General features: G+C 55.1%; 24 protein-coding genes and 3 pseudogenes. 15 read left to right on the forward strand and 12 right to left on the reverse strand.

Annotation, left to right across the window (positions count from 1 at the left end; genetic code table 11):
- Positions 1-47 precede the first annotated feature (47 nt).
- From WLO32_RS04300 to WLO32_RS04335, 8 genes are read right to left on the reverse strand one after another with little or no spacing between them, the layout of a single operon-like run.
- The gene (locus WLO32_RS04300) at positions 48-1,016 is read right to left on the reverse strand and encodes a ribokinase (protein ID WP_435947303.1); all 969 of its coding nucleotides are present in this window, start codon (positions 1,014-1,016) and stop codon (positions 48-50) included.
- Positions 1,013-1,909 carry an allose kinase gene (gene alsK / locus WLO32_RS04305; protein ID WP_435947304.1) on the reverse strand — a complete coding sequence of 299 codons (897 nt, stop codon included), beginning with the start codon at positions 1,907-1,909 and terminating at the stop codon, positions 1,013-1,015. The genes WLO32_RS04300 and alsK overlap by 4 nt, the downstream gene beginning before the upstream one ends.
- Entirely contained in the window at positions 1,906-2,598 is a 693-nt protein-coding gene (gene alsE, locus WLO32_RS04310) for a D-allulose 6-phosphate 3-epimerase (protein ID WP_435947305.1), read from the reverse strand. The genes alsK and alsE overlap by 4 nt, the downstream gene beginning before the upstream one ends.
- Positions 2,598-3,647 (reverse strand): ABC transporter permease, encoded by a 1,050-nt coding sequence (locus tag WLO32_RS04315; RefSeq protein ID WP_435947306.1) that lies wholly within the window; start codon positions 3,645-3,647, stop codon positions 2,598-2,600. The genes alsE and WLO32_RS04315 overlap by 1 nt, the downstream gene beginning before the upstream one ends.
- Positions 3,648-3,661: 14 nt before the next feature.
- On the reverse strand, positions 3,662-4,651 hold the full coding sequence (locus WLO32_RS04320) for an ABC transporter permease (protein ID WP_435947307.1): 990 nt from the start codon (positions 4,649-4,651) through the stop codon (positions 3,662-3,664).
- Positions 4,644-6,152 carry a sugar ABC transporter ATP-binding protein gene (locus WLO32_RS04325; protein ID WP_435947308.1) on the reverse strand — a complete coding sequence of 503 codons (1,509 nt, stop codon included), beginning with the start codon at positions 6,150-6,152 and terminating at the stop codon, positions 4,644-4,646. Before WLO32_RS04325 ends, WLO32_RS04320 begins: the two co-directional genes overlap by 8 nt.
- Position 6,153: 1 nt before the next feature.
- Complete coding sequence (locus tag WLO32_RS04330) at positions 6,154-7,134, reverse strand: substrate-binding domain-containing protein (protein WP_435947309.1); 981 nt, start codon at positions 7,132-7,134, stop codon at positions 6,154-6,156.
- Positions 7,135-7,138: 4 nt separating this feature from the next.
- Complete coding sequence (locus WLO32_RS04335; protein WP_435947310.1) at positions 7,139-7,978, reverse strand: DeoR/GlpR family DNA-binding transcription regulator; 840 nt, start codon at positions 7,976-7,978, stop codon at positions 7,139-7,141.
- A gap of 668 nt (positions 7,979-8,646) precedes the next feature.
- Here WLO32_RS04335 and WLO32_RS04340 point away from each other — a divergent pair.
- From WLO32_RS04340 to WLO32_RS04365, 6 genes are all read left to right on the forward strand, one after another.
- Positions 8,647-9,240, forward strand: a complete 594-nt coding sequence (locus tag WLO32_RS04340) for an ATP-dependent Clp protease proteolytic subunit (RefSeq protein WP_435947311.1) — start codon at positions 8,647-8,649, stop codon at positions 9,238-9,240.
- A 70-nt stretch (positions 9,241-9,310) separates the two neighbouring features.
- Positions 9,311-9,625, forward strand: a complete 315-nt coding sequence (locus tag WLO32_RS04345) for an ArsR/SmtB family transcription factor (protein WP_435947312.1) — start codon at positions 9,311-9,313, stop codon at positions 9,623-9,625.
- Positions 9,622-9,969: an SRPBCC family protein gene (locus WLO32_RS04350; protein WP_435947313.1), complete on the forward strand. Its 348-nt coding sequence runs from the start codon at positions 9,622-9,624 to the stop codon at positions 9,967-9,969. Before WLO32_RS04345 ends, WLO32_RS04350 begins: the two co-directional genes overlap by 4 nt.
- Before the next feature lie 482 nt (positions 9,970-10,451).
- The gene (locus tag WLO32_RS04355) at positions 10,452-10,802 is read left to right on the forward strand and encodes a VOC family protein (protein WP_435947314.1); all 351 of its coding nucleotides are present in this window, start codon (positions 10,452-10,454) and stop codon (positions 10,800-10,802) included.
- Positions 10,803-11,325: 523 nt separating this feature from the next.
- A complete protein-coding gene (locus WLO32_RS04360) occupies positions 11,326-12,879 on the forward strand; it encodes a peptide MFS transporter (RefSeq protein ID WP_435947315.1) in 1,554 nt (517 codons plus the stop codon).
- A gap of 129 nt (positions 12,880-13,008) precedes the next feature.
- Positions 13,009-13,548, forward strand: coding sequence for a DUF2058 domain-containing protein (locus WLO32_RS04365; protein WP_121265205.1), 540 nt, complete (start codon positions 13,009-13,011; stop codon positions 13,546-13,548).
- Positions 13,549-13,564: 16 nt separating this feature from the next.
- On the opposite strand, the pseudogene WLO32_RS04370 reads toward WLO32_RS04365, so the two are convergent.
- Both WLO32_RS04370 and WLO32_RS04375 read right to left on the reverse strand, forming a co-directional pair.
- Positions 13,565-14,264, reverse strand: a pseudogene (locus WLO32_RS04370) (RluA family pseudouridine synthase).
- 135 nt (positions 14,265-14,399) lie between these two features.
- A complete protein-coding gene (locus WLO32_RS04375; protein WP_435947316.1) occupies positions 14,400-15,191 on the reverse strand; it encodes an MBL fold metallo-hydrolase in 792 nt (263 codons plus the stop codon).
- A 216-nt stretch (positions 15,192-15,407) separates the two neighbouring features.
- Here WLO32_RS04375 and WLO32_RS04380 point away from each other — a divergent pair, with 216 nt between their 5' ends.
- The 4 genes and pseudogenes from WLO32_RS04380 (at position 15,408) to WLO32_RS04395 (ending at position 18,290) form a co-directional block, all read left to right on the forward strand.
- Positions 15,408-16,436 carry an LLM class flavin-dependent oxidoreductase gene (locus tag WLO32_RS04380; RefSeq protein WP_435947317.1) on the forward strand — a complete coding sequence of 343 codons (1,029 nt, stop codon included), beginning with the start codon at positions 15,408-15,410 and terminating at the stop codon, positions 16,434-16,436.
- A gap of 43 nt (positions 16,437-16,479) precedes the next feature.
- Positions 16,480-16,650 (forward strand): annotated as a pseudogene (locus WLO32_RS04385) (helix-turn-helix domain-containing protein); the annotation flags it as partial.
- 203 nt (positions 16,651-16,853) lie between these two features.
- Complete coding sequence (locus WLO32_RS04390; protein ID WP_435947318.1) at positions 16,854-17,642, forward strand: phosphotransferase family protein; 789 nt, start codon at positions 16,854-16,856, stop codon at positions 17,640-17,642.
- 321 nt (positions 17,643-17,963) lie between these two features.
- Positions 17,964-18,290 carry a hypothetical protein gene (locus tag WLO32_RS04395; protein ID WP_435947319.1) on the forward strand — a complete coding sequence of 109 codons (327 nt, stop codon included), beginning with the start codon at positions 17,964-17,966 and terminating at the stop codon, positions 18,288-18,290.
- 18 nt (positions 18,291-18,308) lie between these two features.
- On the opposite strand, the gene WLO32_RS04400 is transcribed toward WLO32_RS04395, so the two are convergent.
- Positions 18,309-20,936, reverse strand: a complete 2,628-nt coding sequence (locus tag WLO32_RS04400; protein ID WP_435947320.1) for a bifunctional diguanylate cyclase/phosphodiesterase — start codon at positions 20,934-20,936, stop codon at positions 18,309-18,311.
- A gap of 141 nt (positions 20,937-21,077) precedes the next feature.
- On the reverse strand, positions 21,078-22,058 hold the full coding sequence (locus WLO32_RS04405; protein ID WP_435947321.1) for a LysR family transcriptional regulator: 981 nt from the start codon (positions 22,056-22,058) through the stop codon (positions 21,078-21,080).
- A gap of 92 nt (positions 22,059-22,150) precedes the next feature.
- Here WLO32_RS04405 and WLO32_RS04410 point away from each other — a divergent pair.
- The 5 genes and pseudogenes from WLO32_RS04410 (at position 22,151) to WLO32_RS04430 (ending at position 25,873) form a co-directional block, all read left to right on the forward strand.
- Positions 22,151-23,003, forward strand: a pseudogene (locus WLO32_RS04410) (SDR family oxidoreductase).
- Between the two features lie 61 nt (positions 23,004-23,064).
- Positions 23,065-23,841, forward strand: a complete 777-nt coding sequence (locus WLO32_RS04415) for a MipA/OmpV family protein (protein WP_435947322.1) — start codon at positions 23,065-23,067, stop codon at positions 23,839-23,841.
- Positions 23,841-24,527, forward strand: coding sequence for a response regulator transcription factor (locus WLO32_RS04420; RefSeq protein ID WP_435947323.1), 687 nt, complete (start codon positions 23,841-23,843; stop codon positions 24,525-24,527). Before WLO32_RS04415 ends, WLO32_RS04420 begins: the two co-directional genes overlap by 1 nt.
- The gene (locus tag WLO32_RS04425) at positions 24,496-25,137 is read left to right on the forward strand and encodes a hypothetical protein (protein WP_435947324.1); all 642 of its coding nucleotides are present in this window, start codon (positions 24,496-24,498) and stop codon (positions 25,135-25,137) included. Before WLO32_RS04420 ends, WLO32_RS04425 begins: the two co-directional genes overlap by 32 nt.
- Positions 25,112-25,873 (forward strand): sensor histidine kinase, encoded by a 762-nt coding sequence (locus WLO32_RS04430; RefSeq protein WP_435947325.1) that lies wholly within the window; start codon positions 25,112-25,114, stop codon positions 25,871-25,873. The genes WLO32_RS04425 and WLO32_RS04430 overlap by 26 nt, the downstream gene beginning before the upstream one ends.
- The last annotated feature ends 47 nt before the right edge of the window (positions 25,874-25,920 follow it).

Consider the following 25,920-nt stretch of genomic DNA (forward strand, 5'->3'; position numbering starts at 1 on the left):
TGTGCTCCGTTATTGTTGGTATAGGGTACTGCGCTTAAAACCAGGCTCTACGAAGTGGCGGCGGAAACATTCAGTTCGCTGATTGCCAGTTCCGGGTAGAGCTGCATACGTATCACCGCGTCGTCGTAACGTGGCATGGAGTTCGCAGCCCCGGCGCGCTCAACGCACACCGAAGCGTAAGCCGAGGCGAACAGCGCCGCCTGTTCCAGCGGTTCCCCGGCGGCCAGACGCGCCGCCAGCGCGCCGTTGAAGGAGTCCCCCGCGCCGGTGCTGTCGGTGGGCTGCGCCGGATAAACGGGCACCACCAGCATGCGCTCGCCGGTTGAGAGCAGCGCCCCCTGAATACCGAGGGTGATAATCAGCTTGCGCACGCCTTTGCCGTGCAGGATCTGCGCCGCGACCTGTGCCGAGGCAAAGTCGGTGACTTTGGTATTGGTCAGCTGACCGGCTTCGGTGCTGTTGGGGGTTAACAGATCAACATTCCGTAAAAACGCGTCGCTCACCTTCTGCCAGGGGGCCGGGTTGACAATGACATAGGTTCCCGCCTGACGGGCGTTATCCACCATGCGCTGAATGGCGCTGAGGTTGTTTTCGAGTTGCACCAGCAAAATGTCGGCGGCCGCCACCGTCGGCTGACAGCGGTTCACCTCGGCGGCCGTGACCATCAGGTTGGCCCCCGGGTAAACCGAGATCATATTTTCGGCATTATCGCCGGCGACATAGATCATCGCGTTCCCGGTCGGTTTTTCCTTGCAGGTAAATAGCGTGATGGCGTCAAAACCGGTCTTCTCCAGATGGCGGCGGGCGAACTGGCCGAAGTCGTCATTACCCACTTTGCCGATGTAATGTACTCTGGCGCCGGCGCGCAGCGCAGCGGTGGCCTGATTGGAGCCTTTGCCGCCCGGTCCCATCATGCTGCTGTGCGCCACGAGCGATTCGCCGGGCTGCGGAAAGCGCGACATTTTGGTGACAATGTCGAGATTGAACGAGCCAAACACGCAGACTTTGCCTTTCATTCTTTCCTCCCAAACTGACGCGCCGCCGCCAGGCAGGCGCCGCGACAACCGGTCTGATCGGTGGCATGGCTGAACACCATTTTCAGCCCATCGCGTGTTACCGGCGGGCGCAGATGCCGGACTATCTGGCGGCGTAGCGATTCCAGCGGAAAATCGTTCATCGCCAGCACGCCGCCACCGAGGATCAGATACTGCGGGTCGAGGATATTCATCTCGCCGGCGATAATTTTCGCCAGGCGGCTGACAAACTGTTGCAGCTCCGGACGATCGCCGTGCAGGGTAAACAGCTGCCCCAGATCGGTACGCGCGCAGTGTTGTCGCGCCCACTGGCTCAGCCAGTGGCCCGAGGTCAGGGTTTCTACACAGCCGTAATTACCGCAGGGACAGGGCAAGTCGTTGTCTATAAGGGGAATATGGCCAATTTCACCCGCGCCGCCGTGTTCGCCGTGGTAGAACTGGCCGTTTAGCCACAGGCTGTTGCCCATCCCGGTGCCCAGATACAGACCCACGGCGTTATCCGGCAGGGTATCAAGCTGCATTAAGTCCCATAGCATCAGGTGGTTAACATCCTTGTCCATCGCCACAGGGATGCCGGTAATTTCACTGAGATGCGCGGCCACCGGCGTGTCATCCAGCGCCTGGATAAACGGCAGCGAGACCACGTGCCGGCGATCGCGGCTGAGGATACCCGGCAGGCCGAGCATCACGCCGTCAATCTGCTGTTGTGCCTGCATCTCGTTAATCAGCCCGGCCAGCGCACGCAGCGCGTCGCCGGATTGCGCCCAGCTGGCGGTCGGCAATTTGCGAAATCCCGCCCACTGATTCTCCCCGCTCAGGGTTAGCAGCCGCGTGCTGGTACCGCCAATATCTATACCCAGCCAGGTTCGACTCATGCTGACTCCCGTAACTCGTCTTTTGCCTGTCCGATGTTGCCCATCATCTGCTCCCAGGCGTTTTCGAGATTTTCATGCAGGTTGAACAGCCCGGAGGTGCCCACAATCAGCACTTCCGCGCCCGCTTCCAGCAGCGTGCGGTAGGTACGCTGGTTACAGGAGCCATCGATTTCAATCAGGTAGCCGTAGCCGTGGCGCGCTTTCAGGTCGCGCAACTCTTCAATTTTCTTCACCATCTCGCTGATAAACGGCTGACCCGCGTAGCCAGGATCCACGGTCATCACGGTTATCTTATCCAGCAGATGGATGTAGTGATGGATAAACGACACCGGTGTCGCCGGGTTCAGCACCACGCCCACTTTCTTGCCGAGGGAGCGAATCTGGTTGATGACGCGAAACGCATCCCGATTGATGGTTTCCGCATGCGGGCAGATATAATCCGCGCCTGCTTTGGCAATTGCCTCGATAAAGTCGGTCGGTTCTTCCACCATCAGATGCACGTCGAGCGCCACCTTAGTGTGGGGGCGGATCTGCTCAATAAAGAACGGCGACAGCGTGATGTTTTTGACGTAGTGGCCGTCCATGATGTCGATGTGCAGGAAATCGGCCCGGGTATCGAGAACCGCCAGCTGCTGTTTGATTTCCATCAGGTTCATGCACATCAGTGAAGGAGAAATTTGGGTACGCATCAGAGTTCCTTTTTTTTAGTCAGGCCGGTCTGGCGTGCAAGTAAAGTACTGCGACGCACCGCACGGGAATGATTGAATTTGGTTTTAAAGAATTTCAGGCCCAGAACCACAATCAGTACCGCACCCCACATCGCCAGGCTGAAATGCTGGCTTATGTTTAACAGGTTGAAACCGGTGGAGAGGATCTGCAGCGCAATCAGCGACAGCACCACCCCGGTGACGCGGCCGAAGCCGCCGTTGGGATCGGTGCCGCCGAGGATGATCGCCAGCACGGTGATCAGCAGATACGAGTCGCCGTAGCCCATGCGCGCCGAGTTAAAGCGCGCCATCATTACCAGGCCGGCCATGACGCACAGCAGGCTGGAGATGACGTAAACCAGAATCAGCAGACGATGGGTATTAACGCCGCTAAACCAGGTGGCGTTGATGTTGCTGCCGCCCATATAGATGCATTTACCGGCGCGGGTTTTACCGAGGAACAGCGCCATCAGCCCCGCAGTCATTAAGAACAGCCACAGCGGCAGCGGAACGTTGAGGAAAGTGTCCGCGCCCAGCGCGCGCACCACGTCCGGCATGCCGCTCACGGCGGCGCCGCGCGTCAGCCAGATGCCAATACCGTTGACCGTCATCATGGTCGCAAGCGTCACCAGAATCGGGTGCGCCCCGATGCGGCTCACCATCAGCCCGGTAATCACCCCGATCAGCGTGGCGATTAACGCCGCGCCGACCAGCGCCATCAGCAGCCACAGCAGTTGCAGCCCGGTGCCCGCGCCGGCTGGCATAAAGTTCAGCAGCACCCAGGCGATAAACAGCGCCGTCAGGTTGGCGGTGGCGATGATGCACAGGTTCAGGCCGCCGCTCAGGATGGCGATAAACATCGCCAGCGTCAGCAGACCCAGCTCCGGCAGCTGGAAGGCCATGCTCATAAACGTGGAGTTTGTCAGGAAGCGGCCAGGCAGCATAATGCTGAATACCGCGACGCCGAGCGCAATCAACAGCAGCAGGCCGGGATGCGCTTTTTCACTGCTCAGAAAATTCAGATGTTTCATGACACTCTCCCCGATCAGACGAAGCTGACGTCGGTTTCTTTACGCTTTTTGTAATGGGTGACGGTAATGGCGACCATAATCACCACGCCAATCACAATGTTCATGAAGTAACTGGAAACGCCGACCAGATTGAGGCCGTTCTTCAGGATGGCTATCAGGAATACTCCCATCAGCGTCCCGGTGACGGTGCCTTTGCCGCCCATCAGGCTAGCCCCGCCGAGCACGGTAGCGGCCAGCACGTCCAGTTCACCGCCTACCAACGCATTCGGCACCACTTCACCCACGCGGTAGACCTGTACCAGGCCGCCGACTGCCGCCAGCGCCCCCAGCCAGCCGTAGGCGAGGATATGGATTAGCCCGACGCGGATGCCGATGCGGCGCGCCGACTCCTGATCGCCGCCGGTTGCATATAGCTGGCGGCCCAAATGGGTTTTGTTCAGCAGCAGCCAGGTGATGGCGGCAATCACCAGCATGATGGCAAGCGGCAAACCAATCTGGTAAGTCTGGCCGTGCACGCTAAACGGCAGGATGTTATGCAGCGTCACCCACCATTCCGGCAGGTTGTAGAGGCTACGCCCTTCGGTAATCCACATCAGCATGCCGAACAGGAGCGACTGCATGCTGATGGTGATGATGATCGAGACAATGCGCAGCCAGTAGATCAACACCGCGTTGATCACGCCAAACAGCGTGCCGCAGGCGATGGCCAGCAGAATGCTGAGCGGCGCGTTATCAAAACCAAAATGCACGAACAGCGAAGCGATAGCGTACTGCACCACCGACGCCACGGCAGCGAAGGAAATATCGATCCCGCCAGTCACCAGCACCACAAACAGCCCAAGGGCAAAGATGCCGGTAACCGCATAGGTTTCCGTCAGATCGAGCAGGTTCTGCAGCGTCAGGAACTGATCGCTTGCGAACGAGAACGCCACGAAGAAGAACACCAGCACCCAGGCCAGCCAGCCCTGACTCGACTGGGGTTTAAAGAATGATAAATCAGGCATTGATCACCTCCGCCAGCTGCTGCTGCGCTACCTGTTGCGGCTGGTATTCGGCATGTACGGTGCCGTCACGGAAATGCAAAATCCGGTCGCAGTTGTAGTAAACCTCCGGCACCTCATCGGAGATGAGGATGATTGCCAGCCCCTCTTTCGCCAGCTGGTGGATCAGGCTGTAGATGCTGGCTTTAGCACCGACATCGACGCCCACGGTGGGGGAGTCGAGGATCAGGATTTTGGGTTGGGTCAATACCCACTTCGCCAGCACGATTTTCTGCTGATTGCCGCCTGAAAGCGTGGAGATGGCGTGTTCCGGATCGGCGACGCGCACGCCCAGCTGCTGTATCCAGTCATGAATCAGCTTGTTCTTGCGGTATTCATCAATGAGGTGGAAGCGGTTGCGCAGCTGGTCGAGAATCGACAGCACCAGGTTGTCAGCCACGGACTGTTGCTGCACCAGGCCGAGCGTCAGGCGATCTTCAGAGACATAGCCCATGCCGGATTTGATCGCATCTTCATGACTGCGAAAGCGCACCGGTTTGCTGTCGAGCCAGATTTTGCCGCTGTCTGGTTTGGTCATACCAAACAGCGACAGCGCCAGTTCGGTACGGCCGGAGCCGAGCAGACCGCACAGCCCCAGCACCTCACCCTCATACAGCGAAAAACTGACGTCGTGGTACTGATCTTTACGACTGAGATTTTCCACTTCCAGCAGCTTGCGGTGCGGATTAAGGGTCGGCGCTTTCAGGTGATAATCAAGTTTCAACCCGGTCATCAGTTCAGTCAGACGATGACCGTCCATTTCGCTGGCAGGCCAGGTGCCCATTTTGTGTCCATCGCGGATCACGGTGACGCGATCTGAAATCTCCAGCACTTCATCCAGACGGTGGCTGACGAACACCACGCAGATATTCTTCTCTTTCAGGTAGCGCACGGTGCGCAGCAGCTGATTTACCTCGGTACGGGTGAGCGACGCCGTTGGCTCATCCATAATGACCAGCCGGGCGTCAGCGACCAGCGCGCGGCAAATCGCTACCTGCTGACGCTGGGCAATCGACAGCTCGGAAACTCTGGCATCGAGGTTCAGGTCAAACTTGAGTTCATTGATAACCTTCTCAGCGCTGGCCCTCAGCCTTTTCTTGCTGAACCAGCCCAGCAGATTGCCGAGGTTATGCTCAAAGGCGATGTTTTCGGCCACGCTGAGATTGGGGAACAACGACAGATCCTGATAAATCACCTGCACGCCAAAATCGCGCGCCTGCTTTGGCGTCAGCCGTGGAAAATGTTCGCCGCTATCCCCGAGCGTTATTTTGCTACCCGCATCCGGAGCATGTACTCCGGAGATCACTTTAATCAGCGTGCTCTTCCCACAGCCATTAGTACCAGCAAGGCAATGCACTTCCCCTGTCATCAACGACAGTGAGATATCACTTAATGCCCGGTTGCCACCGAAGGTTTTCGACAGGCTCTCGAGGGTAATCAGCGTCTGTGGTTCGATGAGTTGCATATTACAGCCCCAGTTTGACCAATTCAGGCAGGTTGTTTTTGTCCAGGCTTTCGGTGTTGTTGCCGAGAATGGTGTGGGTCTGCTCATCGACCCGCACCTTGCCCAGACCTTCAATGGTCGTACCGTCGGCGATCGGTTGGTTTTTCTGCATCATGCCCGCCAGGCGCACGAAGACTTCGCCCGCCGTCATCGGGTTCCAGATGTAGCCCCCTTTGATGGCGCCCCGATTCACCAGCATCTGGCCCTGACCCGGGCTGAAGGCGCCGATGACGCACACCTGATCGATTTTGTTGCGCGCCATAACCGCGCGGCCGGCGCCGATTGGCCCCTGGGAACCGAAGGCGATAATGCCTTTCAAATCCGGGTACTTGGACATCACTTCATTGGTAGTGCGGATGGAGTCATCCAGCGATTCACCGACGCCAAACTTGTCGCCGACCATCTGCATTTTCGGGTAGTGTGCTTTCTGATACGCGACGGCGGAGTCCACCCAGGCGTTATGCAACGGCACCGTCAAACCGCCCATATAGGCGACATATTTGCCTTCGCCGTGCATACATTCAGCCAGCGCTTTCATGTGATTCTCGCCGTGGGTTTTGGCATCCACCAGTTCGAAATCCCAGTTGGCGTATTTCTGGTCGGGAGACTCATGCACCAGCACGCGGATGCCGGCGTCGCGCGCGCGCTTCAGCACCGGCTCCAGCACCTTCGGGTCATTAGGCACGACGCCGATGATGTCGACTTTCTGCGCAATCAGGTCTTCAATTGCCCTGACCTGGAGTGCCGGGTCAGCTGAAGTAGGGCCGACCATCCAGGCATCGATTCCTTCTTTCGCGGCTTCGCTTTTTATGCCCGCTTCCATCGCGTTAAACCAGGGAATGCCGCCCACTTTAACCACGATGCCCATACGTAATTTGTCAGCGGCATGAGCGGCGGCGGAAAATACCAGCAGTAGAGAACAGGCGATAATTGTCTTTTTCATATAATTAAATATCCTGAGAGTTCATTAATTGCATAACATTATGGCGTTGCGAACAGTCAATAATATTGACGCCATTCCAGGCTAACTCTTGTTGCAATTCTTTATCCTTCAGACTATCTGTAATTAAAAAATCAACTTCCCGGTAATGACAAATTCGGGCGAAAGAGGGGCGCAGAAACTTCACTGAATCAATAAGCAGATATTTCCGTTCTGACGCCATCAACATTTGTTGTTTTAAATGAGCATTGTTTTCGTTTGCGGAACGTAAATAGCCATCGTTACCAAGGCTGCTGCAGGAGAAAAATATTTTGTTAATTAAAAAATCCTTCAGCGGCTGCTCGGCAACAACGCCGTTAAAATCGCCATTGTGGGCGGAATACTCTCCTCCAAGGCAAATGGTGCGAATATGGCTCCTGGTAGCCAGCGTTTGCACGGTATGCAGTGAGTTCGTCAGCACCGTTAGTTCTATATCCGGCAGCTGTCTTGCCAGGAACCAACAGGTGGTGCTGCTGTCCAGTAAAATACAATCGCCCGGCGTAATAAAATCGAGCGCCTTTTTGGCAATCAACGTTTTTGCCTGGGGGTTTTCATTCATTCTCAGGCGGAAAGTTGATTCGTGTTCATTCGGGTTATTGCTTTTTTCAGCTACGTTTCCCTGATATTTCTGTGCTACGACCGCGCCGCCATGACTGCGTTGTAATAATCCTTTTCTCTCCAGCAGAGATAAATCTCTGCGAATAGTTTCCTGCGAAACCTGACAAAGTTTAACCAGTTCAGAAACTAATACCCGACCATGTAAATTTAATTCTTCCATGATCTGACGGTGACGTTCAATCGGTAACATGATGACCTCCGATGACAATAAATTAGAAGATTCAACCGGCGCAAAATGTGCGTCAGTTAAAAATGTGGGCCAGCGAATTTACCACAGTGCAAAAAGTGACATTCGCTGAGTAAATAAATGAAAATTATTAATAGGTTGCATTAAAATGAGATTTCCATCACAAATAATCGCCAAATTAAAGAGAAATGCGTTAGTAACACGTTTCACTAAATAGTTTTACAGTGAAATTAACATGACCGTTAATGCCTGTTTATGTGTAAATGACCGATTCTTTAAGCGTTGTGCATGAAATCAGAGGCGACACAGGAAGGAATCTGGAACCGGAGACGTAAATTGTGGGGTGTATACAGGAAGGATTTTGCACGGAGGGATCTGAATCGCCATGGACAAACCAGACGCTTTCGAACCGCTGATCGCATTGGTTTTGCTATTCCCTTGATGATATCCGATCGCTTGAAGCAAGCCGATGTTTACGGTTACGGGGCCATTGTGACGTCAGGGCGTGTTGACACACCGCAAATAAAGGCAATTGACTTAAAACTGGGATAACTTGCCAGACATATAAGTGTGTGCTTATATAATAAGTCTGATACGGCTGTTTCAGTTAACTGATGCATTGATTCTTCTGTGAATCCCGCCGTGACCTTTGGATCAAGCCTGGAGTTTTTATGTTTCATACAGATAACGGCAGGGATGAAAGCCAAAAGCATGTTCCTCAAAGCCCTGTGTTTATGGATCATCTTCTCAATGCCAGAAAGATTTTCATTACCGGTACAGTAGAGGACAGGATGGCAAAGGAAGTGGTACAGCAGCTGCACATTCTTGCCTCGATCGGCGACGATCCCATCTGTGTATTTATTAACTCGCCAGGCGGACATGCCGAATCTGGAGATATGATCTTTGATGCTATCCGTTTCATCACTCCAGGGGTCATTATGGTCGGGTCAGGATGCGTGGCCAGCGCGGGAGCTTTGATTTATGTTGCGGCGGAAAAAGAGAATCGCTATTCGCTGCCGAATACCCGGTTTATGCTTCATCAGCCCGCTGGCGGTATACAGGGGCCGGCAAGTAATCTGGAAATCTATCGCAAAGAAATTGTGCGAATGAAGAACCGGCTAAATGGAATATTTGCAGCGGCGACAGGGCATCCGGTGGAAAAAATTGATGCCGATACCCAGCGTGATTTTTGGATGAGTGCAGAAGAGGCCGTGGAATACGGGCTGGTGGGAAAAATCATTATCTCGGAAACCGAGATAAAATAGTGCAGGCAGGGTGGAGCAGCTATCATGTTTTGATGTTATATCCCACATAAGTGCTTGCTGATGTGAAATTATGAATGAAAATTCCCTATTCAAGGCCCTGGCAGACCCTACGCGCCGGGCCATTTTTGAAAAGCTCGCTAATGGCAGTATGAACGCTACGGATCTACGCAAGGGTATCGAGATCAGCCAGCCGGCCATGTCTCAGCATCTTGCTGTCTTGCGCGATGCCCGGCTGGTACGCGAAGCCCGACAAGGGCGTTTCGTAAACTACGAAGTTGATCCGGATGGGCTTTCGCTGTTAATGCACTGGTTAACAAAATACAGAGCGTTTTGGCCAGGCCGCATTGATGCACTAAAAAATCTGCTAACGGACATGGACCAATGAATAACCATAATGCAAAAGAGCTGGTTTTCGAATATCACTTTAAAGAAGCGCCGGAAAAGGTCTGGCGAGCCATCACTATTCCTGAATACAGGGAACAGTGGCTGCCCTCAGCTAACCTCAGCAACCCTGAACCGGTTTCATTTATACCAAATAAAGAGGTCAGCTATCAGATGAAGGATAATGAACCTCCCTATCTCGAAAGCGAGGTTCGCTTTCTGATCGGCCCGAACGGTAATGGCGGAAGCATTCTGACGATTCATCACGTGCTGATTGATGAGCGCCTGAAAACTCTGTCTGCCCCGGCTGCAAACGACGATACCATTACTTCTATGAAGGCTGCCTGACAGGCAGGTAATAATTTATATTGGCGAGGCGGCAAGCGGCTGTAATAAAGCTGGTAATTCTGACGCTGTTTGAATCTCCACGGACAAACCAGACGCTTCCGAGCCGCTGATCACATTGGTTTTGCTATGCCGTCGATGATATCCGATCGTTTGAACCAAGCCGATGCTTACGGTTACGGATCATTGCGACGGCATCAAATATCGCCGTGGGCTTCTTCCCGCGTTCCGTAGATCTTGTTCTTTCTTCGCTTACGCTTTTTCCGGGGGCCGTTGTGAGATACCGCAGGGGATAAACAGGTTTATAGTGAAAACGGTATTTGCAGACCGTATGTAGGTTTGCCGGCGGTTCGGCCTCATCTTTTGGGCAAGGGGTTATTTTGATAAGCGAGTTGAACATATCCTGAGCGCTGCGCCACAGTTGCAGGGCCAGGTTTGTGACATCTTAAAATCTTAATTTTAGCCACCGCCCGGGAGGCAGACACATGAAGGTTAAACGAATCGTCGCCAACTTTATGATACCTGATCCATCCTTAGTGAATGATTTTTACCAAAATATTCTTGGGCTTGAGCTGGCGATGGATCATGGCTGGATTCGTACTTATACCAGTTCTGAGAGTATGGCTGCGCAAGTCAGCTTTGCAAATGAAGGGGGATCGGACACGCCGGTGCCCGATCTTTCCATTGAGGTGGACGATCTCGACGAGGTGCTGCGCCGTGTTCAAAAAGTTGAGCTTGCCCTGGAATATGGCCCCGTAAGCGAGCCGTGGGGAGTTCGCCGATTTTATATCCGCGACCCATCCGGCAGACTTATTAATATCCTTCAGCACGAATAAAAAGCGTGCCTGCAGCCAGTATATTTTTTTGATTTCCATTTCCGGCATGATGCAACGCTGCGAAGTGTCCCGCAATTTTATGATTAACCGCTCTGTGGGTTTGCATTCCTTCTGCCGGATGCTGGCGGGTCGCGACACCCTTTCAACTCATCCCTGACGGATCGACAGCGTTTTTTGGCACAAACCAGCACTATTCCAGCCGCTTATTCAAAAATAGCCTGAAGACTCTCAAAAACACCGCTTAATCTGATTAACTATTTGTTTACTAAGCATAACCATGCCAATGCTCACCGGTCATTCAATGTCAATTACTATCCTCCGCTACCCGATAAAAAATCTGTAAAAGTAGACAATCGTCGACTTTTCATCTTAAAGTCCTGCGGTTGGCACTAGACAAAACCAGTAACCGGTTATCAAATGGTTAAATAACAATTGCTGAATGTTAAAGAGCGGCAGCCAGCCATCCCAGCCGCCATGCATTTCGGTGCTTGCAGGCACTTCGACACATCTTCATGGAGAATTTATGCATTCCTCTGTTAATAAAAACGAAAGCCGGACTTTCTTCGGCCATCCTTATCCGCTTGGCTCGCTGTTCTTCACCGAAATGTGGGAGCGATTCTCTTTTTACGGCATTCGTCCCTTACTGATCCTGTTTATGGCGGCGACCGTTTACGACGGCGGCATGGGGCTGGCGCGTGAAAACGCCTCGGCCATCGTGGGGATTTTTGCCGGCAGCATGTACCTGGCCGCGCTGCCGGGCGGGTGGCTGGCGGATAACTGGCTCGGCCAGCAAAGGGCCGTCTGGTACGGCTCGATTCTTATCGCGCTTGGCCATCTGTCTATCGCGCTCTCCGCGTTTATGGGCGACAACCTGTTCTTTATCGGCCTGATGTTTATCGTCCTCGGCTCCGGCCTGTTCAAGACCTGTATTTCGGTCATGGTGGGCACGCTGTACAAAAAAGGCGATGCGCGTCGCGACGGCGGCTTCTCGCTGTTTTATATGGGGATTAATATGGGCTCGTTTATCGCGCCGCTGATCTCCGGCTGGCTGATAAAAACCCACGGCTGGCACTGGGGCTTTGGCATCGGCGGTATCGGGATGCTGGTCGCGCTGGTTATCTTCCGCCTGTTCGCGGTGCCGGCGATGAAACGCTACGACGCCGAAGTCGGCCTGGATTCAACCTGGAACAGCCCGGTGGCGAAGAAAAACGGCGTCGGCGCATGGCTGCTGGTGCTGGCGGCCGGCGTGGCTATCGTCGTGACGCTGATAGCGCAGGGCGTGATTGTCATTAACCCCGTCGCCGTCGCCAGCGCGCTGGTGTACGTGATTGCCGCCTCGGTGGCCCTCTACTTTATCTATCTGTTTGTGTTTGCCGGGCTGAACCGCAAAGAGCGCGCCAGGCTGCTGGTCTGCTTCATCCTGCTGGTGTCCGCCGCTTTCTTCTGGTCCGCGTTTGAGCAGAAGCCGACCTCGTTCAACCTGTTTGCAAACGACTACACCAACCGCATGATTGGCGATTTTGAAATTCCCGCCGTGTGGTTCCAGTCAATCAACGCGCTGTTCATTATTCTGCTGGCGCCGGTATTCAGCTGGGCGTGGCCGATGCTGGCGCGCAAAGGCGTGCGTCCGGCCAGCATGACTAAGTTCGTCATCGGCATTCTGTGCGCCGCCGCGGGCTTTGGGCTGATGATGCTGGCGGCGCAGAACGTGCTGAGCAGCGGTGGGGCCGGCGTGTCTCCGTTCTGGCTGGTGGGCAGCATCCTGATGCTGACGCTTGGCGAGCTGTGCCTGAGCCCGATCGGCCTTGCGACCATGACGCTGCTGGCGCCGGAAAGAATGCGCGGCCAGATGATGGGGCTGTGGTTCTGCGCAAGCGCACTAGGTAACCTGGCGGCAGGCCTGATTGGCGGCCACGTGAAGGCCGATCAGCTGGATATGCTGCCGGATCTCTTCGCACGCTGCTCCATTGCGCTGCTGATCTGCGCCGCGGTGCTGATGGTGCTTATCGTTCCGGTGCGCCGTATGCTGGAAAACGCCCAGGCGAAGACGGAGCAAAAGCCGGTGACCAGCGCCTGAGCCGTCAGCGGGAAATCATCACCTTGTAACAAAAGGGCCGATCGAACGATCGGCTTTTTTGTGTCATGGAACAACCTCCGCCATTACGGGTATAATCCTGCAAAATATGCAACGCATGCAGAGACGAAAATGACAAAACTCACCTTACAAGAGCAGATGCTCAAAGCGGGATTAGTGACCAGCAAAAAAATGGCTAAGGTCCAGAGAACGGCTAAGAAATCAAGGGTTCAGGCTCGCGAGGCCAGAGAGGCCGTGGAAGAAAATAAAAAAGCCCAGCTTGAGCGTGATAAGCAGCTGAGCGAACAGCAAAAACAGGCCGCTTTATCTAAAGAATATAAAGCGCAGGTCAAGCAGCTAATTGAGATGAACAGAATCGACGTCGCCAAAGGCGATATTGGTTTTAACTTCACCGATAATAATTTAATTAAAAAAATATTCGTCGATAAGCTTACGCAGGCCCAGCTGATTAGCGGCCGTCTCGCCATTGCCCGTCTGGTGGTTGATAACGGCGGCGAGAGTCAATATGCCATCATCCCCGCGAGCGTCGCCGATAAAATTGCGCAGCGGGATGCGGACAGCATTGTCTTAAACAGCGCGCTCAGCCAGGAAGAGCAGGATGAAGACGATCCGTACGCCGATTTCAAAGTGCCTGACGATTTGATGTGGTAAGCAGGTACTTTCGCTTTCAGAACGGGCTCGTATGACGGGCTCTGATCCACTCTCCGCTGATGGGATGCACAAAATCCAGCTCGCTGGCGTGCAGCATCAGCCGCGGCGTCCTTTCGGTGCCCGGCAGCAGGCGGCCCGCCATACAGATCGCAGCCAAAAATAGGGTGGCCCAGCTGCCGGCAGTGGATGCGGAGCTGGTGAGTGCGCCCGGTTTCCGGGGTTAGCCGCACCCTCGTCAGCGGCAGTAACCTTCCGTCTTCCAGCCGATGATAAAAGCGCTCAACGACCCGATAGCGGGAGCGAGCGGGCTTGCCGCGGATGGCGCATATCGACATCAGCGGGAACAGCGCCGGATCTTTGGCAATCGCTGCGTCTATCGTCCCTTCGTTATCTTCCAGATGCCCGCAGAGCAGGGCGCTGTACACTTTGGTCACCGTGCGCTGGCTGAACTGCTGGCACAGGGCGGCGTTGATGGCCTTATTGCGGGCAATCACCATCAGCCCGGAGGTGCCGAAATCCAGGCGGTGAACCAAGGTACAGCCGGGAAACAGCTGTACCAGCCGATGGTGCACCGAATCGAGGTTTTGCGGATTTTTGCCCGAGAGGCTGAGCAGCCCGGCAGGTTTATTGATCAGCACCAGGTGGTCGTCCTGATAGAGCGTTTCTATGCTGTCATGGCACGGCGGGGCAATAAAGGTATCGAAAATCGTAGACATCAGGCTGCCCGGATAAAGAGTGGGAGCGGATAATAACCAATTTTCAGCGCGCGGGCGTTATTTTCTTCTGCGACCGGCCGATGAACTCAATAAAGTGAGCCGCCCGGTTATTCTTTAACTTACAGAAATAATAAGCTACCCGAGACAGGCGATATATTTTTCACCTGAACGACGCACGATGGCATCGGCATTTTCCTTAATATCCTTTCCTTCAAAGGCGCCGTAGAGTTTCTTAAATTTCACCGCGCCCAGACGGCGGATAATATCGCTGACCGTCGCTGCCGACAGCGGCAGCATGTTGGGATAGCTCCACATAAAGGAGACGCCATCTGCGCCCGGCGTAACCTGAACGATGTCTCCGGTAAGCAGCACGCCTTCGTCCCGCGCCCAGTGAAGAACGCTGCCGCCGGCGAAGTGTCCGCCGAGACGTATTAAGCTGACGTCAGCGGTCAGCTGAAGGACGTCACCTTCCCAAAGGGTAATCCACGGGCTGTCGCGCATGATCCACCTGCTGTCGCTGGCATGTAGATAAACTGGCGCGTCAAATTCGGCTGCCCATTCCTGCATGGTGGTGTAGTAATGAGGATGCGATATGGCGATCGCCTTAAGCCCGCCCAGGGAGGAAACAAGCGTTTTGGTGGCGTCGTCGAGGGTGGCAATGCAGTCCCACAGAATATTGCCTTCCGGCGTTCGCAGAATAAAAGCGCGCTGATTAATCGCAAAGCCAGGAACGGTCTGGATGCTGAGGAGATGGGTTTCGTGCTGCTGCCACTTATTGGTGTGCGAAGCGATAAGCGTTTCTGAATCGATCCATTTCTGTCCCGTTGCCGGCACATACTGCCGCTCATCTTCGCAAATTGTGCAATGTGGCGGATGGGAACCCGCGCTTTCATAGGATGTGCCGCAGGCTTTGCATATAGCGATCATTAAGTCGTCCTCTGTGCTCCGCTATCCGATAATCAGCATGGCACATCGGGACATAAGCGCGTAATGAATTTATTTGATGTAGTCTGTTAAACAAACGATATTTATTCTCATCTGGTAATGCGTAAAGTAGGGATAACCCAACACAGGAAAGGGCGTGCCTTGCTGTGGACCATGCCCGCCTGCCGCCCCTTTCCCTGAAACCAGGATAAACTCGCCATGAAAAAGATCGGATTTTTGTCATTTGGCCACTGGACGCCGTCGCCCCAGTCTGCAACCCGTTCGGCCGCCGACGCGCTGCTGCAGTCCATCGATCTGGCCGTTGCCGCCGAAGAGCTGGGCGCGGACGGCGCTTATTTCAGGGTGCACCACTTTGCCCGCCAGCTCAGCTCACCTTTCCCCCTGCTGGCCGCCATAGCTGCGAAAACCAGGCGTATTGAAATTGGCACCGGCGTTATCGATATGCGCTATGAAAACCCGCTGTATATGGCGGAGGATGCGGGCGCGGCGGATTTGATCTCAGAAGGGCGTTTGCAGCTTGGTATCAGCCGCGGCTCCCCGGAGCAGGTGATTGATGGCTGGCGTCATTTTGGTTACGTGCCGCAGGAAGGAGAAAACGAGTCTGATATGGCGCGCCGCCACACCGAGGTGCTGCTGGACGTGCTGCGTGGCGAAGGCTTTGCGAAACCTAATCCACAGCCGATGTTCCCGAATCCGCCGGGCCTGCTGCGCCTTGAGCCGCACTCCGCAGGCTTACGCGATCGTATCTGGTGGGGAGCCGGTTCGAACGCCACAGCGGTGTGGGCTGCGAAACTGGGAATGAACCTGCAAAGCTCCACGCTGAAAGACGATGAAACAGGCGAACCCTTCCATATACAGCAGGCAAAACAGATCCGTGCCTACCGGCAGGCCTGGGCGGAGGCGGGGCATACGCGTACCCCGCGCGTCTCGGTCAGCCGCAGCATTTTTGCCCTGATGGACGATCGCGACCGCATGTATTTCGGAGCAAGTCGTGACGACAGCGATAAGGTTGGTTTCCTTGATGAGAAAACGCGCGCCATTTTCGGGCGCAGCTATGCCGCAGAGCCTGAAAAGCTGATCCAACAGCTAAAACAGGACGAAGCGATCGCCGAAGCTGACACTTTATTACTGACCGTGCCGAACCAGCTGGGTGTGGATTACAACGCGCACGTTATCGAGTCCATTCTGAAACATGTTGCTCCGGCCATGGGCTGGCGCGACGCATAAGTTTTAAATGAAAACGCCCGCGGATGTTTTAAAGGAATCGCCAATGCTTGAAGAAAACTTCAACGAGCTGCAGAGCTTTCTGGTGGTTGCAGGAGAGCGAAGTTTTACCAAAGCAGCCGGTAAGCCTGGCGTTTCACAGTCCGCGCTCGGCCATGCAATGAAGGCGCCGGAAGAGCGCTTAAACATACGGCTACTGACCCGAACCACCCGAAGCGCGTAGCCTGCCGTGGCCAAAGCTAAAACCTTCCTGGCTGTCCTAAGTAGCTATGTACCGGCAACTTTGTGTCAGTGCCATAAGCAGACACAGCTAACCCGCACGACGTTAATTTTATGGTTCATCGTTCTGCGCGTGATTGCCGGTGGGCATTATCTTCTACAATTGGGACAGCCAATCCACTGATTCTGAAAGGACTGGGTATGTCTGGTAGGGATTTATCCAAAATGGGCGCCGCCAACGTGGCTCTGGATGTTAATGACTGCGGTCATCAGGTCATTGAAAAGTGTCCTGTCGGAGAGGTTGAGTATGCTTTTTATCAACATGCTGCGATGGAGCTTAATCAGGCAGAGATTGCTACCCCAAAGCTCTTTTCCGCTGATGCCAGCCTGCGTAAGCTAAGAATGGAGTATATTCCTCACCGGGTTGAACAGGCCGCGGTAGCAGATCATGACGCATTAGCTATGCTGGGACTTTTGCATCGTTATCCTCCGAATACCGAATGGCTTTACCATCGTCATCTATGGTCAGCATTAGCGCTTGAAAAGTCCCTTATCTTCCTGGCATTACCTGACAAAAGTGCACAACTGCTACGGCGTTTTCAGCAGCGTAGTGATGTTTTGTTTGATTACCAGAGTCTGGTATCGGGCGATAGCAATGCGGGCAACTGGGGAAGGAGAGAAAACGGTGATTTAGTTCTCTTCGACTGGGAAAGGTTTGGAAAAGGGAGTCCAGCTATCGATCTGGCTCCCCTTATAAAAGGAATGGGAACGAAGCAAACGTATATTGACCTTGCAGAACGCTATTGCCACCTATCTGGTCAGCATAATTCCCGTGCGTTAGCGAGGGAAATTGCTATTGCCAAAGCATGGATTGTCACCGAGGTTATTACGCTGCTTGATGAGAGACAAAAGACAGTATTTCCTTTTTATCTTAACTGGTACAAGGACCATCTTCCTGACTGGTTAGATAACGTAGTTGAAATGCTTTGAAGGAATACTGAGTATTAAAACGTGATTTCCATTACAGGCTGTGATATCTGCTCCTCGCTCATAGCCGACGGCCAGATTTAATCGTTTCCATGCCACGGTTCGGGCATCTCAAACTACAGCTAATATTTATAAAGAAGATGTTTATTCCTGGTTTTTAAGATAGTTGCCCGGTCAAAATTCTGATTTTGTGTCGCGCATCTATCGGGAACGGATTTACTCAGTGTTACTATCTGCTGCTACACCGGATGCTTATCTAAAAAGCTAAATTTTTTATTGGGATGCCTTGATATATTTGCACTTCAGTAAAGGGATATTATGGAGATGAATAATTCAGAAGTTATGCAGCAGTTAAAGCAAAATGGATTCGTTGAAAAAGATATGGCTTTTATAAAGAAATGGTCAGAAAAAGAAAGAATATCATACGAAGAAACGATTAGACGGCTCTATAGGGTATTCTGTGGTGTATCCATTTTTTTAGTTCTGCTTACAGTTCTTGCTATATTTGAGTTTTTTAGCGCAGATGATTTTGTCCCTTTTTTTCTGGCTTATTTTTTTACGGTGTGTATATTTTTGTTTTTTGCCCCCATGTGGTTGGGGGCGAAAATTTTTATTCTTGTCAGAAGGCGAGGTGGCAATTATTTTTTATAATTCCCCCCTCGCTCTGGCCTACGTCTCGTTATCCAGATTCTGCTGCGCGGCGGCATCCATCGCCGCTCTTTCTTCCTTCAGCGCGGCCAGGGTCATAGGTTTGCCGATTAAATAGCCCTGGGTTTCATCGCAGTCCAGCATCTTCAACTTTTGCAGCTGGCCCTGCGTTTCCACGCCTTCGGCGGTAATGCTCAGCGAGAAGGCTTTCCCCAGGCCGATAATATTTTCCACAATGGTATTGGCGCTTTCGCTTTCCGGCATGCCGGAGATAAAGGACTTATCAAGCTTGATGCCGTCAAACGGGAAATTACGCAGGTAGCTCAGCGAAGAATAACCCGTGCCGAAGTCATCCATCAGCAGGCGTACGCCGATATTTTTCAATGCATGCATCAGCTCGAGGCTGTTTTCCGGGTTCCAGAGCGTGGCGTTTTCGGTCACCTCAATTTCCAGACGGCCGGGATCGAGCTGCGACTCCCGCAGCGCTTCGCTTACGCGATCGACTATTCCCCAGGACTGAAACTCCAGCGCAGAAATATTGACCGATACCGCCAGCCCATCAAGGGACTGCTGGGCGTCGCGACAGGCGGTTTTCAGCACCCATTCGCTAAGAGGCGCGATAAGCCCGGTTTCTTCCGCCAGCGAAATAAACTGGTCCGGCATTAAGAGCCCAAGCTGCGGGTGCTGCCAGCGAATCAACGCTTCTACCGCAACAATCTGCGAATGATTCAGGTTGTAGCGCGGCTGGTAAACCAGGCAGAACTGCTGCAGCCTGATGGCTTCGCGCAGGCTGTCCTCCATTTCACGGCGCTGCACCATCTGCTGGGCCATCTCCGGCGTGTAGAACTGCCACCTGTTACGCCCGGAGTTTTTCGCCTTATACAGCGCAATATCGGAATAGCGCAGCAGATCGCCTGCCTCCACGGCGTCGTGCGGCGCCAGGGCAATGCCCAGGCTGGCCCCGATAAAGATCTCATGGCCGTTAATCGTGAACGGCCGCACCAGCTCGCTGATAATTCTTTTGCACAGGGTCTCAAGATATTTGTGTTCGGCGATATCCGAGATGATCAGGATAAACTCGTCGCCCCCCTGGCGCGCCACCAGATCGTTATCCCGAATGCAGTTACGCAGCCTGGCCGAGACTTCGTGCAGCACCTTGTCCCCCACGCCGTGACCAAACAGATCGTTGACCGGCTTAAACTTGTCCAGATCGAGGCTTATCATCGCCAGCGGATGCTCAAGCGTAGGCAGCGCCCGCAGTTTGCCCTCCAGAAACTCGCGCATCCGCACCCGGTTTGGCAGGCCGGTCAGCTCATCGTGCCGGGAGAGATACTGCACGCGCTCCTGGGCTTCCACCTCCAGGGTGACGTCCGTCGCGGTGCCGCGGTAGCCCGCCACGCCTTCCGCGCTGATGACCGGTTTAATCGCGATATGACAGTAGCGCTGGTGGCCCATCGCAGAGCGGTATTTGCAGTGAAGAAGACGGCGGTGGCCGGTCTGGCCCGGCAGGGTTATCCATTCCGCCAGCGGGACGTTATCGGCCTCCATCAGATCGGTCACGGGCCGGCCCAGCCATGACGAGATGCTGTGCCCGGTAATGCCGGGAAACCTGTCCGACAGCCAGGTAAAGCGCAGCTCATTATCCGTCTCCCATATCCAGTCCGTTGTGGCCTCGGCGACGTCCCGGAAGCGGCGTTCGCTGGCGGCCAGCGCCTGCCGGCTCTGGGCGAGCAAATAGCTGTTCTCATCGTACATGCGGGCTTTTTTCAGCAGGTTACGGCTTTGCATCCAGGCAAGGGCGCCGCAGCTTATCGCCAGCAGCACCAGCAGCGGCAAAATATAGTGAATCAGCTGGCGGCCCGGCTCTTCGCTTTTCCATTCAAGAGCGATCGTCTGGCCATGTACGGGCAGCGTCAGCGTGCCTCGCCTGCCTTGCTCCGGGGGCGCGTTTTTATCCTGCACCCGCGTTTCGTGTATGCCGTAAAACTCGCCCATCTGCGCAAGCTTTTTATCATCCAGCACATCGACAAATACCAGCATGGAAGGGGGGCCGGGAACGAGGGCGACATGCTTATCATCCCCGTTGGTGATCTCCGCCATGGCGACCAGCGCGGGGTGGTTTCCCTTCAGCACCATCGTATAGGAAAGCGGCAGGGCATCGGATCGGTTCATTGACTGCAGCAGCGTCGGCACAGGATCAACGCCGAGCCACTCGGTCAGGCTCCGGGAGGCAAGCTGGCCCCTGATCACGCTGTAACGGTTGTTTCCCGCGCCGTCCAGCACGAAAACGCCTTCGTAGCCGAAATCGCGGTAAAGCGAGCTGCCCATATTTTGCCGGTTGTAGGCCCAGTCGGCATCGAGGTTGACGTGCAGATTGGCATAAGCTTCGCCCCACCATGCGTAATCTTTTATATGGCTGGAAAGCGTATCGACGCGGTTATGCAGGGCCTTTTGCAGCAGCATGCCGCTGCGCTCGTCCGCGTCGCGATTGAGGCTGTTGGCAATGGAAAGCAGGGAGAAAATCGCCACCACAAACAATGCGGCCAGCAGCGATACCATCAGCAGCAGCGCGCGTTTGATAAAGGCGGCGGTAGTGCGGTACTCAGCGTCCGGGCTGCTGATGTCATCTTCTATCGGGTAGTTTTTCATGCCTGTTTACCAGAGTATCCGTCTATGAGGCGGGCTTGCCGATCGGGTTTGTTATCGACCTGGTTCGCCGGGCCTTTACTGGCGGGTGGATAAACTGAAGATAGTTGATAAAGAAAAGAAAAGGGGGGCCTGACGGCAGATTTAAACTTTATCCGGCCCATGCCCAGGCGATCCTGAAAGCTCGCGCGACGCCGTCTGGAAGGGGTTGCCGGCTGATACCGGAGAGTTATTTTTAATGATATCTATCAGCGCCCGCAGGCTGGCGGGCATATGGCGATTAGCCGGAAAATAGACGCACAGGCCGGGGATCGGCGGGCACCAGGGCTCCAGAACCGTTACCAGCAGCCCGTTATCCAGCGCCGCCCGGGCGTGGAGCTCCGGGACATAGGCAATTCCCAGCCCTTTCACGGCGGCATCCACCATCAGCTGAGAACTGTTCAGCGTCAGCGTGCCGGGCACGTCCAGGGCGATGCTCTGCCCGCGGCGGGAGAACTCCCAGCGATAACGTCTGCCGCTGGGTAACCGCTGGCGGATACACCGATGCCGCGCCAGATCGTCCGGCACTTCAGGAGCCGGGTGCTGCGCCAGATAGGCCGGCGCGGCCACCGCCAGAAAACGCACGTCATCGCTAAAACGCACGGCTACCATATCGGCGGGCACATCTTCCGCCAGCCGAATGCCTGCATCAAAACCTTCAGCGACGATATCCGCCAGCCTGCCGTCCACCACCAGATCCAGCTCCACGCCGGGATAACGCGTCTGATACTCCTCTATCACCGTATGCAGCAGCAGATAAATCGCTTCTTTACCGCCGTTGATGCGCAGGGTGCCCAGCATTTGCCCTTGCGTATCCGCCACCTCTTCCAGCGCCTGCTCCAGCCCGCTCAGGTGCGGCGAAATACGCCGCAGCAGCTGTTCTCCGGCTTCGGTCAGCGCCACGCTGCGCGTCGTGCGGTGCAGCAGGCGGATGCCGAGACGCTCTTCCAGGCCGCGAATGGCGTGGCTTAACGTGGAGCGGGTCACGCCGGACAGGTCCGCCGCACGGCGAAAGCTGCGCTGCTCCGCCACGGCGATAAAGGCCTTCAGATCGGACAGGGTGGGGGACTTCACTGGTGATTTCATTTCACCTCTTCATGCTATTTGTTGAGTCTTATCACGCCAGTCATAGTGCCATACCCTTTATCCGTACGTTAATTCCTTTTACGGAGAACATTATGAGCAACAAAACCTGGTTTATTACCGGCACCTCCAGCGGCCTGGGGCGCCTGATGACAGAGCGCCTGTTGGCGCGGGGTGACAGGGTTATCGCCACCCTGCGTAAGCCCGGCGCGCTGGACGATCTGCTGAGCGCATATGGTGGGCGGCTGCACGTCCTGCTGTTGGACGTTACGGATACCGAAGCGATACGCAGCGCCGTAAAGCAGGCGTTTGCGCATGCCGGGCGTATCGATTTGCTGGTCAGCAACGCGGGCTACGGGCTGTTCGGCGCCGCGGAAGAGGTGAGCGATGCGCAGATTACACGCCAGCTTGCCACCAATCTCACCGGCCCGGTTCAGCTGATTCGGGCGGCGTTGCCGTATCTGCGTCAGCAAGGGGGCGGACGTATTGTTCAGATCTCCTCGGAAGGCGGACAAATCGCCTGGCCGAATTTCAGCCTCTATCACGCCACTAAATGGGGTATCGAAGGGTTTATCGAATCTGTTGCGCAGGAAGTGGCGCCGTTTGGCATTGATTTTCTGCTTGCCGAACCGGGACCGACCGACACGAATTTTGCCGCCGGGATTGATAGCGCTGAGCCCATGGCCCTGCTATGACGACACGCCCGCCGGCGAGGTGCGTCGTGGCCTGGCCGACGGCAGCATCGCGATTAACGGCGATGCGGGAAAAACCGTGGACGCCATTATTGCCGCGGCGGACGCCGACAATCCCCCTTTCCGGCTGGCTTTGGGCGGCAAGGCGTACCGCTCCATACATGAGGCGCTGACAACCAGGCTGCGGGTGCTTGAGGAGACAAAAGCGGTGGCGTTAAGCGTGGATAAAATATATGAGGCCGGCTGTCGTCAGTAAGTAAGCAGTAAGAGTACACCACCGATAATCGCACTCTCATTTTTATCCGTGGAGTACAAGCATGGGATCCCGACACTCTCACTTTCCGGCCGGATGGGGCGTAGCCGCGGCCATCATCAGCGCCTCGCTGATGATTTCATCCTCCACTTTCGGCGCAGAATGGGGCGCTGGCCTGGGCGCGGCAAGCACGCAAAAGCCTTATAAAGATATGTCGCGCGAGACGACGCCCGTTCCGCTTCTCTATTTTGCGAATGATTATCTGCATTTTTTCGGCACCGAGGGGGAAATAAAACTCCCTCCTTTGCGGTTTGGTGAAACCCAGCGCGTAAATTTCGGTCTTATCGGCAGATACGATGGTTCAGGCTATGATGCTGACGATGCCGGTATCCTCGACGGCATGGCGAAGCGCAAAAGCGGCTTTTGGGGCGGGGCACAGGCGCAGTGGCAGAGTAGCTGGGTCAATATCAGCGCCGACTGGACGCACGATTTGTCCGGCAACAGCAAAGGACAGCGGGTCAGGATCGGCGCGAAACGGACCTGGCAGCTGGGCGACTTTTCCTTAACACCGCGAATCGTCGCAGCCTGGCATGATAAAAAATATGTCGATTACTACTACGGCGTGCGGGCGGATGAAGTCCGCGACTGGCGGCAGGCCTGGCAGGGAGAGGCCTCTTTTAGCACGGAATTCGGCTTGCGCAGCGTCTACCAGTTTAGCTCTCATCACTCGTTAATGCTGGATCTCGAGGCGACACGGCTTTCCTCCGAAGTGAAGGACAGTCCGTTAGTTGACCGTTCAACCGAAGACCGAATTTTCCTGGGATATCTGTATCGTTTCTGATGGGCAGAATACTTTTAATCGAAGATCACGATCTTTTGGCCCGGCTGATTTGCAAGGGTCTGGCTAAGGCGGGGATCTCTGCGGACATAGTCGGCAGCAGGGAAGCTGCGTTAAGCGCGCTGAAGCTGGTGCCTTACCAGGCGCTGGTGCTTGACCGTGGTTTGCCTGACGGGGACGGCCTGCTTTTGCTGCAGCAGCTAAAGCTGCGCAATCTTACGCTACCCTGCCTGATCCTCACCGCGCGCGATGCCTTACACGATCGCATCGAGGGGCTGGAGGCGGGCGCCGATGACTATCTTGCGAAACCTTTTGCTATGGCGGAACTGGTTGCGCGCGTGCGGGCTTTGCTGCGTCGTCCGGCCCTGAGCCAGGAGCCGGAGCTTGCCTATGGCGATATTAGGCTGCTGTCCGATGCCGGCATATTATGCTGCGGCGACAAGCGCAGCGTGCTCCCCCCGGCGGAAATGCAGATTATGATGACGCTGCTGCATAAACAGGGCGGGGTAGTTCGCCGCAGCGCGATGGAAGCCGCCGGCTGGGGGCTTAGCGAAACGGTTACGCCGAACGCCCTTGATGTGGCCCTGCATCGTTTACGCCGCAAGCTTGCGGCTCTCGGCTCCGGGCTGCACATCGTCAATCTGCGGGGACAGGGCTATGCGCTGCAAAAAGCCAACCTGGATGAATAGCCTGTCGGTAAGGATCCTGCTGGCTTATGTAGCCGGCACTTTGCTGAGTATCGGCCTGCTGGTGCTTTTCGGCGCGATCGTTCAGGATCGGCTGCCGGGCATGGAGCTTCCCGACCGGGCGCAGGCGCTGGTCGGGCATCTGACGTTCGATACGCAGGGCAAGCCGACAGGGCTAATCGACAGCAAAGAGCATCCTCTGTGGATTTACGACAGCCTGCGTCAGGAAACCGCATGGAGACTGCTGGATGACAAGGGTAATGTCGTGCTTGTCTCGGCGGATGAGAAATTCTGGCCGGCTGGTAACGATATTACAGCGTTGCCCTTCCGGCGTTTCGCCTTCACCCGGGATGGCGTGCTCTACGAGGGAGCGACCGGGAGCGTTGAAAATAATGGACGAAGGTGGTTTTTGCAGCTGGTGGTTAGCTCGCGAATCGTCGATTTTTTGCATCAGGGATTCGCGCTGCCTTTTATCCGGCTTGGCATTGTCGTTTTCAGCCTGTTGCTGCTGCTGATTTTTACCGTTTGCGCCTGCGTCAGCCTGAAATATTCGTTGCGGGCCGCTGCGCAAGGTTTCGCAGGCCGCCATGCAAATCTCCCCGCAGGCGCTTAGCGAACGTCTGCGCACGGAGCTGGTTCCCGCCGAACTTATCCCGCTTATCACCAGCTTCAACCAGGCGCTCGATCGGCTGGAGAACGGCTTTCGCACCCAGCAGGAGTTTCTCGCCAAAGCCGCGCACGAGTTAAAAACGCCGCTGACGCTGTTGCGCACGGAAGTGGAGCTGATGGATGACAATACCGATGTTCGCGAGGCGCTGTTGGCCCAGGTCGCCCATCTTTCGCGGCAGGTGCAGCAACTGCTGCTGCTGGCGGAAGCGAGCGAGCCGCTCAGCTACCAGTTCACGGACGTGGACGCGTATCAGATTACCCGGGATACGGTGAACTACCTGCAAAAAATAGCGGATGACGCCGGCGTGAAGCTTAGGGTTAACGCCGCGGAGGGAATAAGCAAATGGCGGGCGGATCGTGGCGCGTTCTTCACCCTGCTGAAAAACCTGATTGAGAATGCCGTCCAGCATTCTCCGGCGGGCGCCACGGTCAGCGTTGATATCCGCTCAGGCAGCCTGAGCGTGCGCGATCGCGGAACGGGCGTCGCGCAGGAGCATATACCGCACCTGTTTGAACGGTTCTGGCGCGGCGCGCATCGTCGGGACGTTGGCGCCGGGCTGGGCCTGGCTATCTGCCAGGAGATTTGCTCCGCGCACGGCTGGACGTTGGCTGCCTTTAATGGCGAAGCCGGGCTGGTGGTCCGGGTGGACAGAGGCGCAGTCACGACAGATTCAGCTTAGTCAGCGATAGCATTTTACATTTCCGTTATAAATGATTATGTTTCTCA

The sequence above is a fragment of the Dryocola mayonis genome (assembly GCF_051307045.1).
GTDB lineage: Bacteria > Pseudomonadota > Gammaproteobacteria > Enterobacterales > Enterobacteriaceae > Dryocola.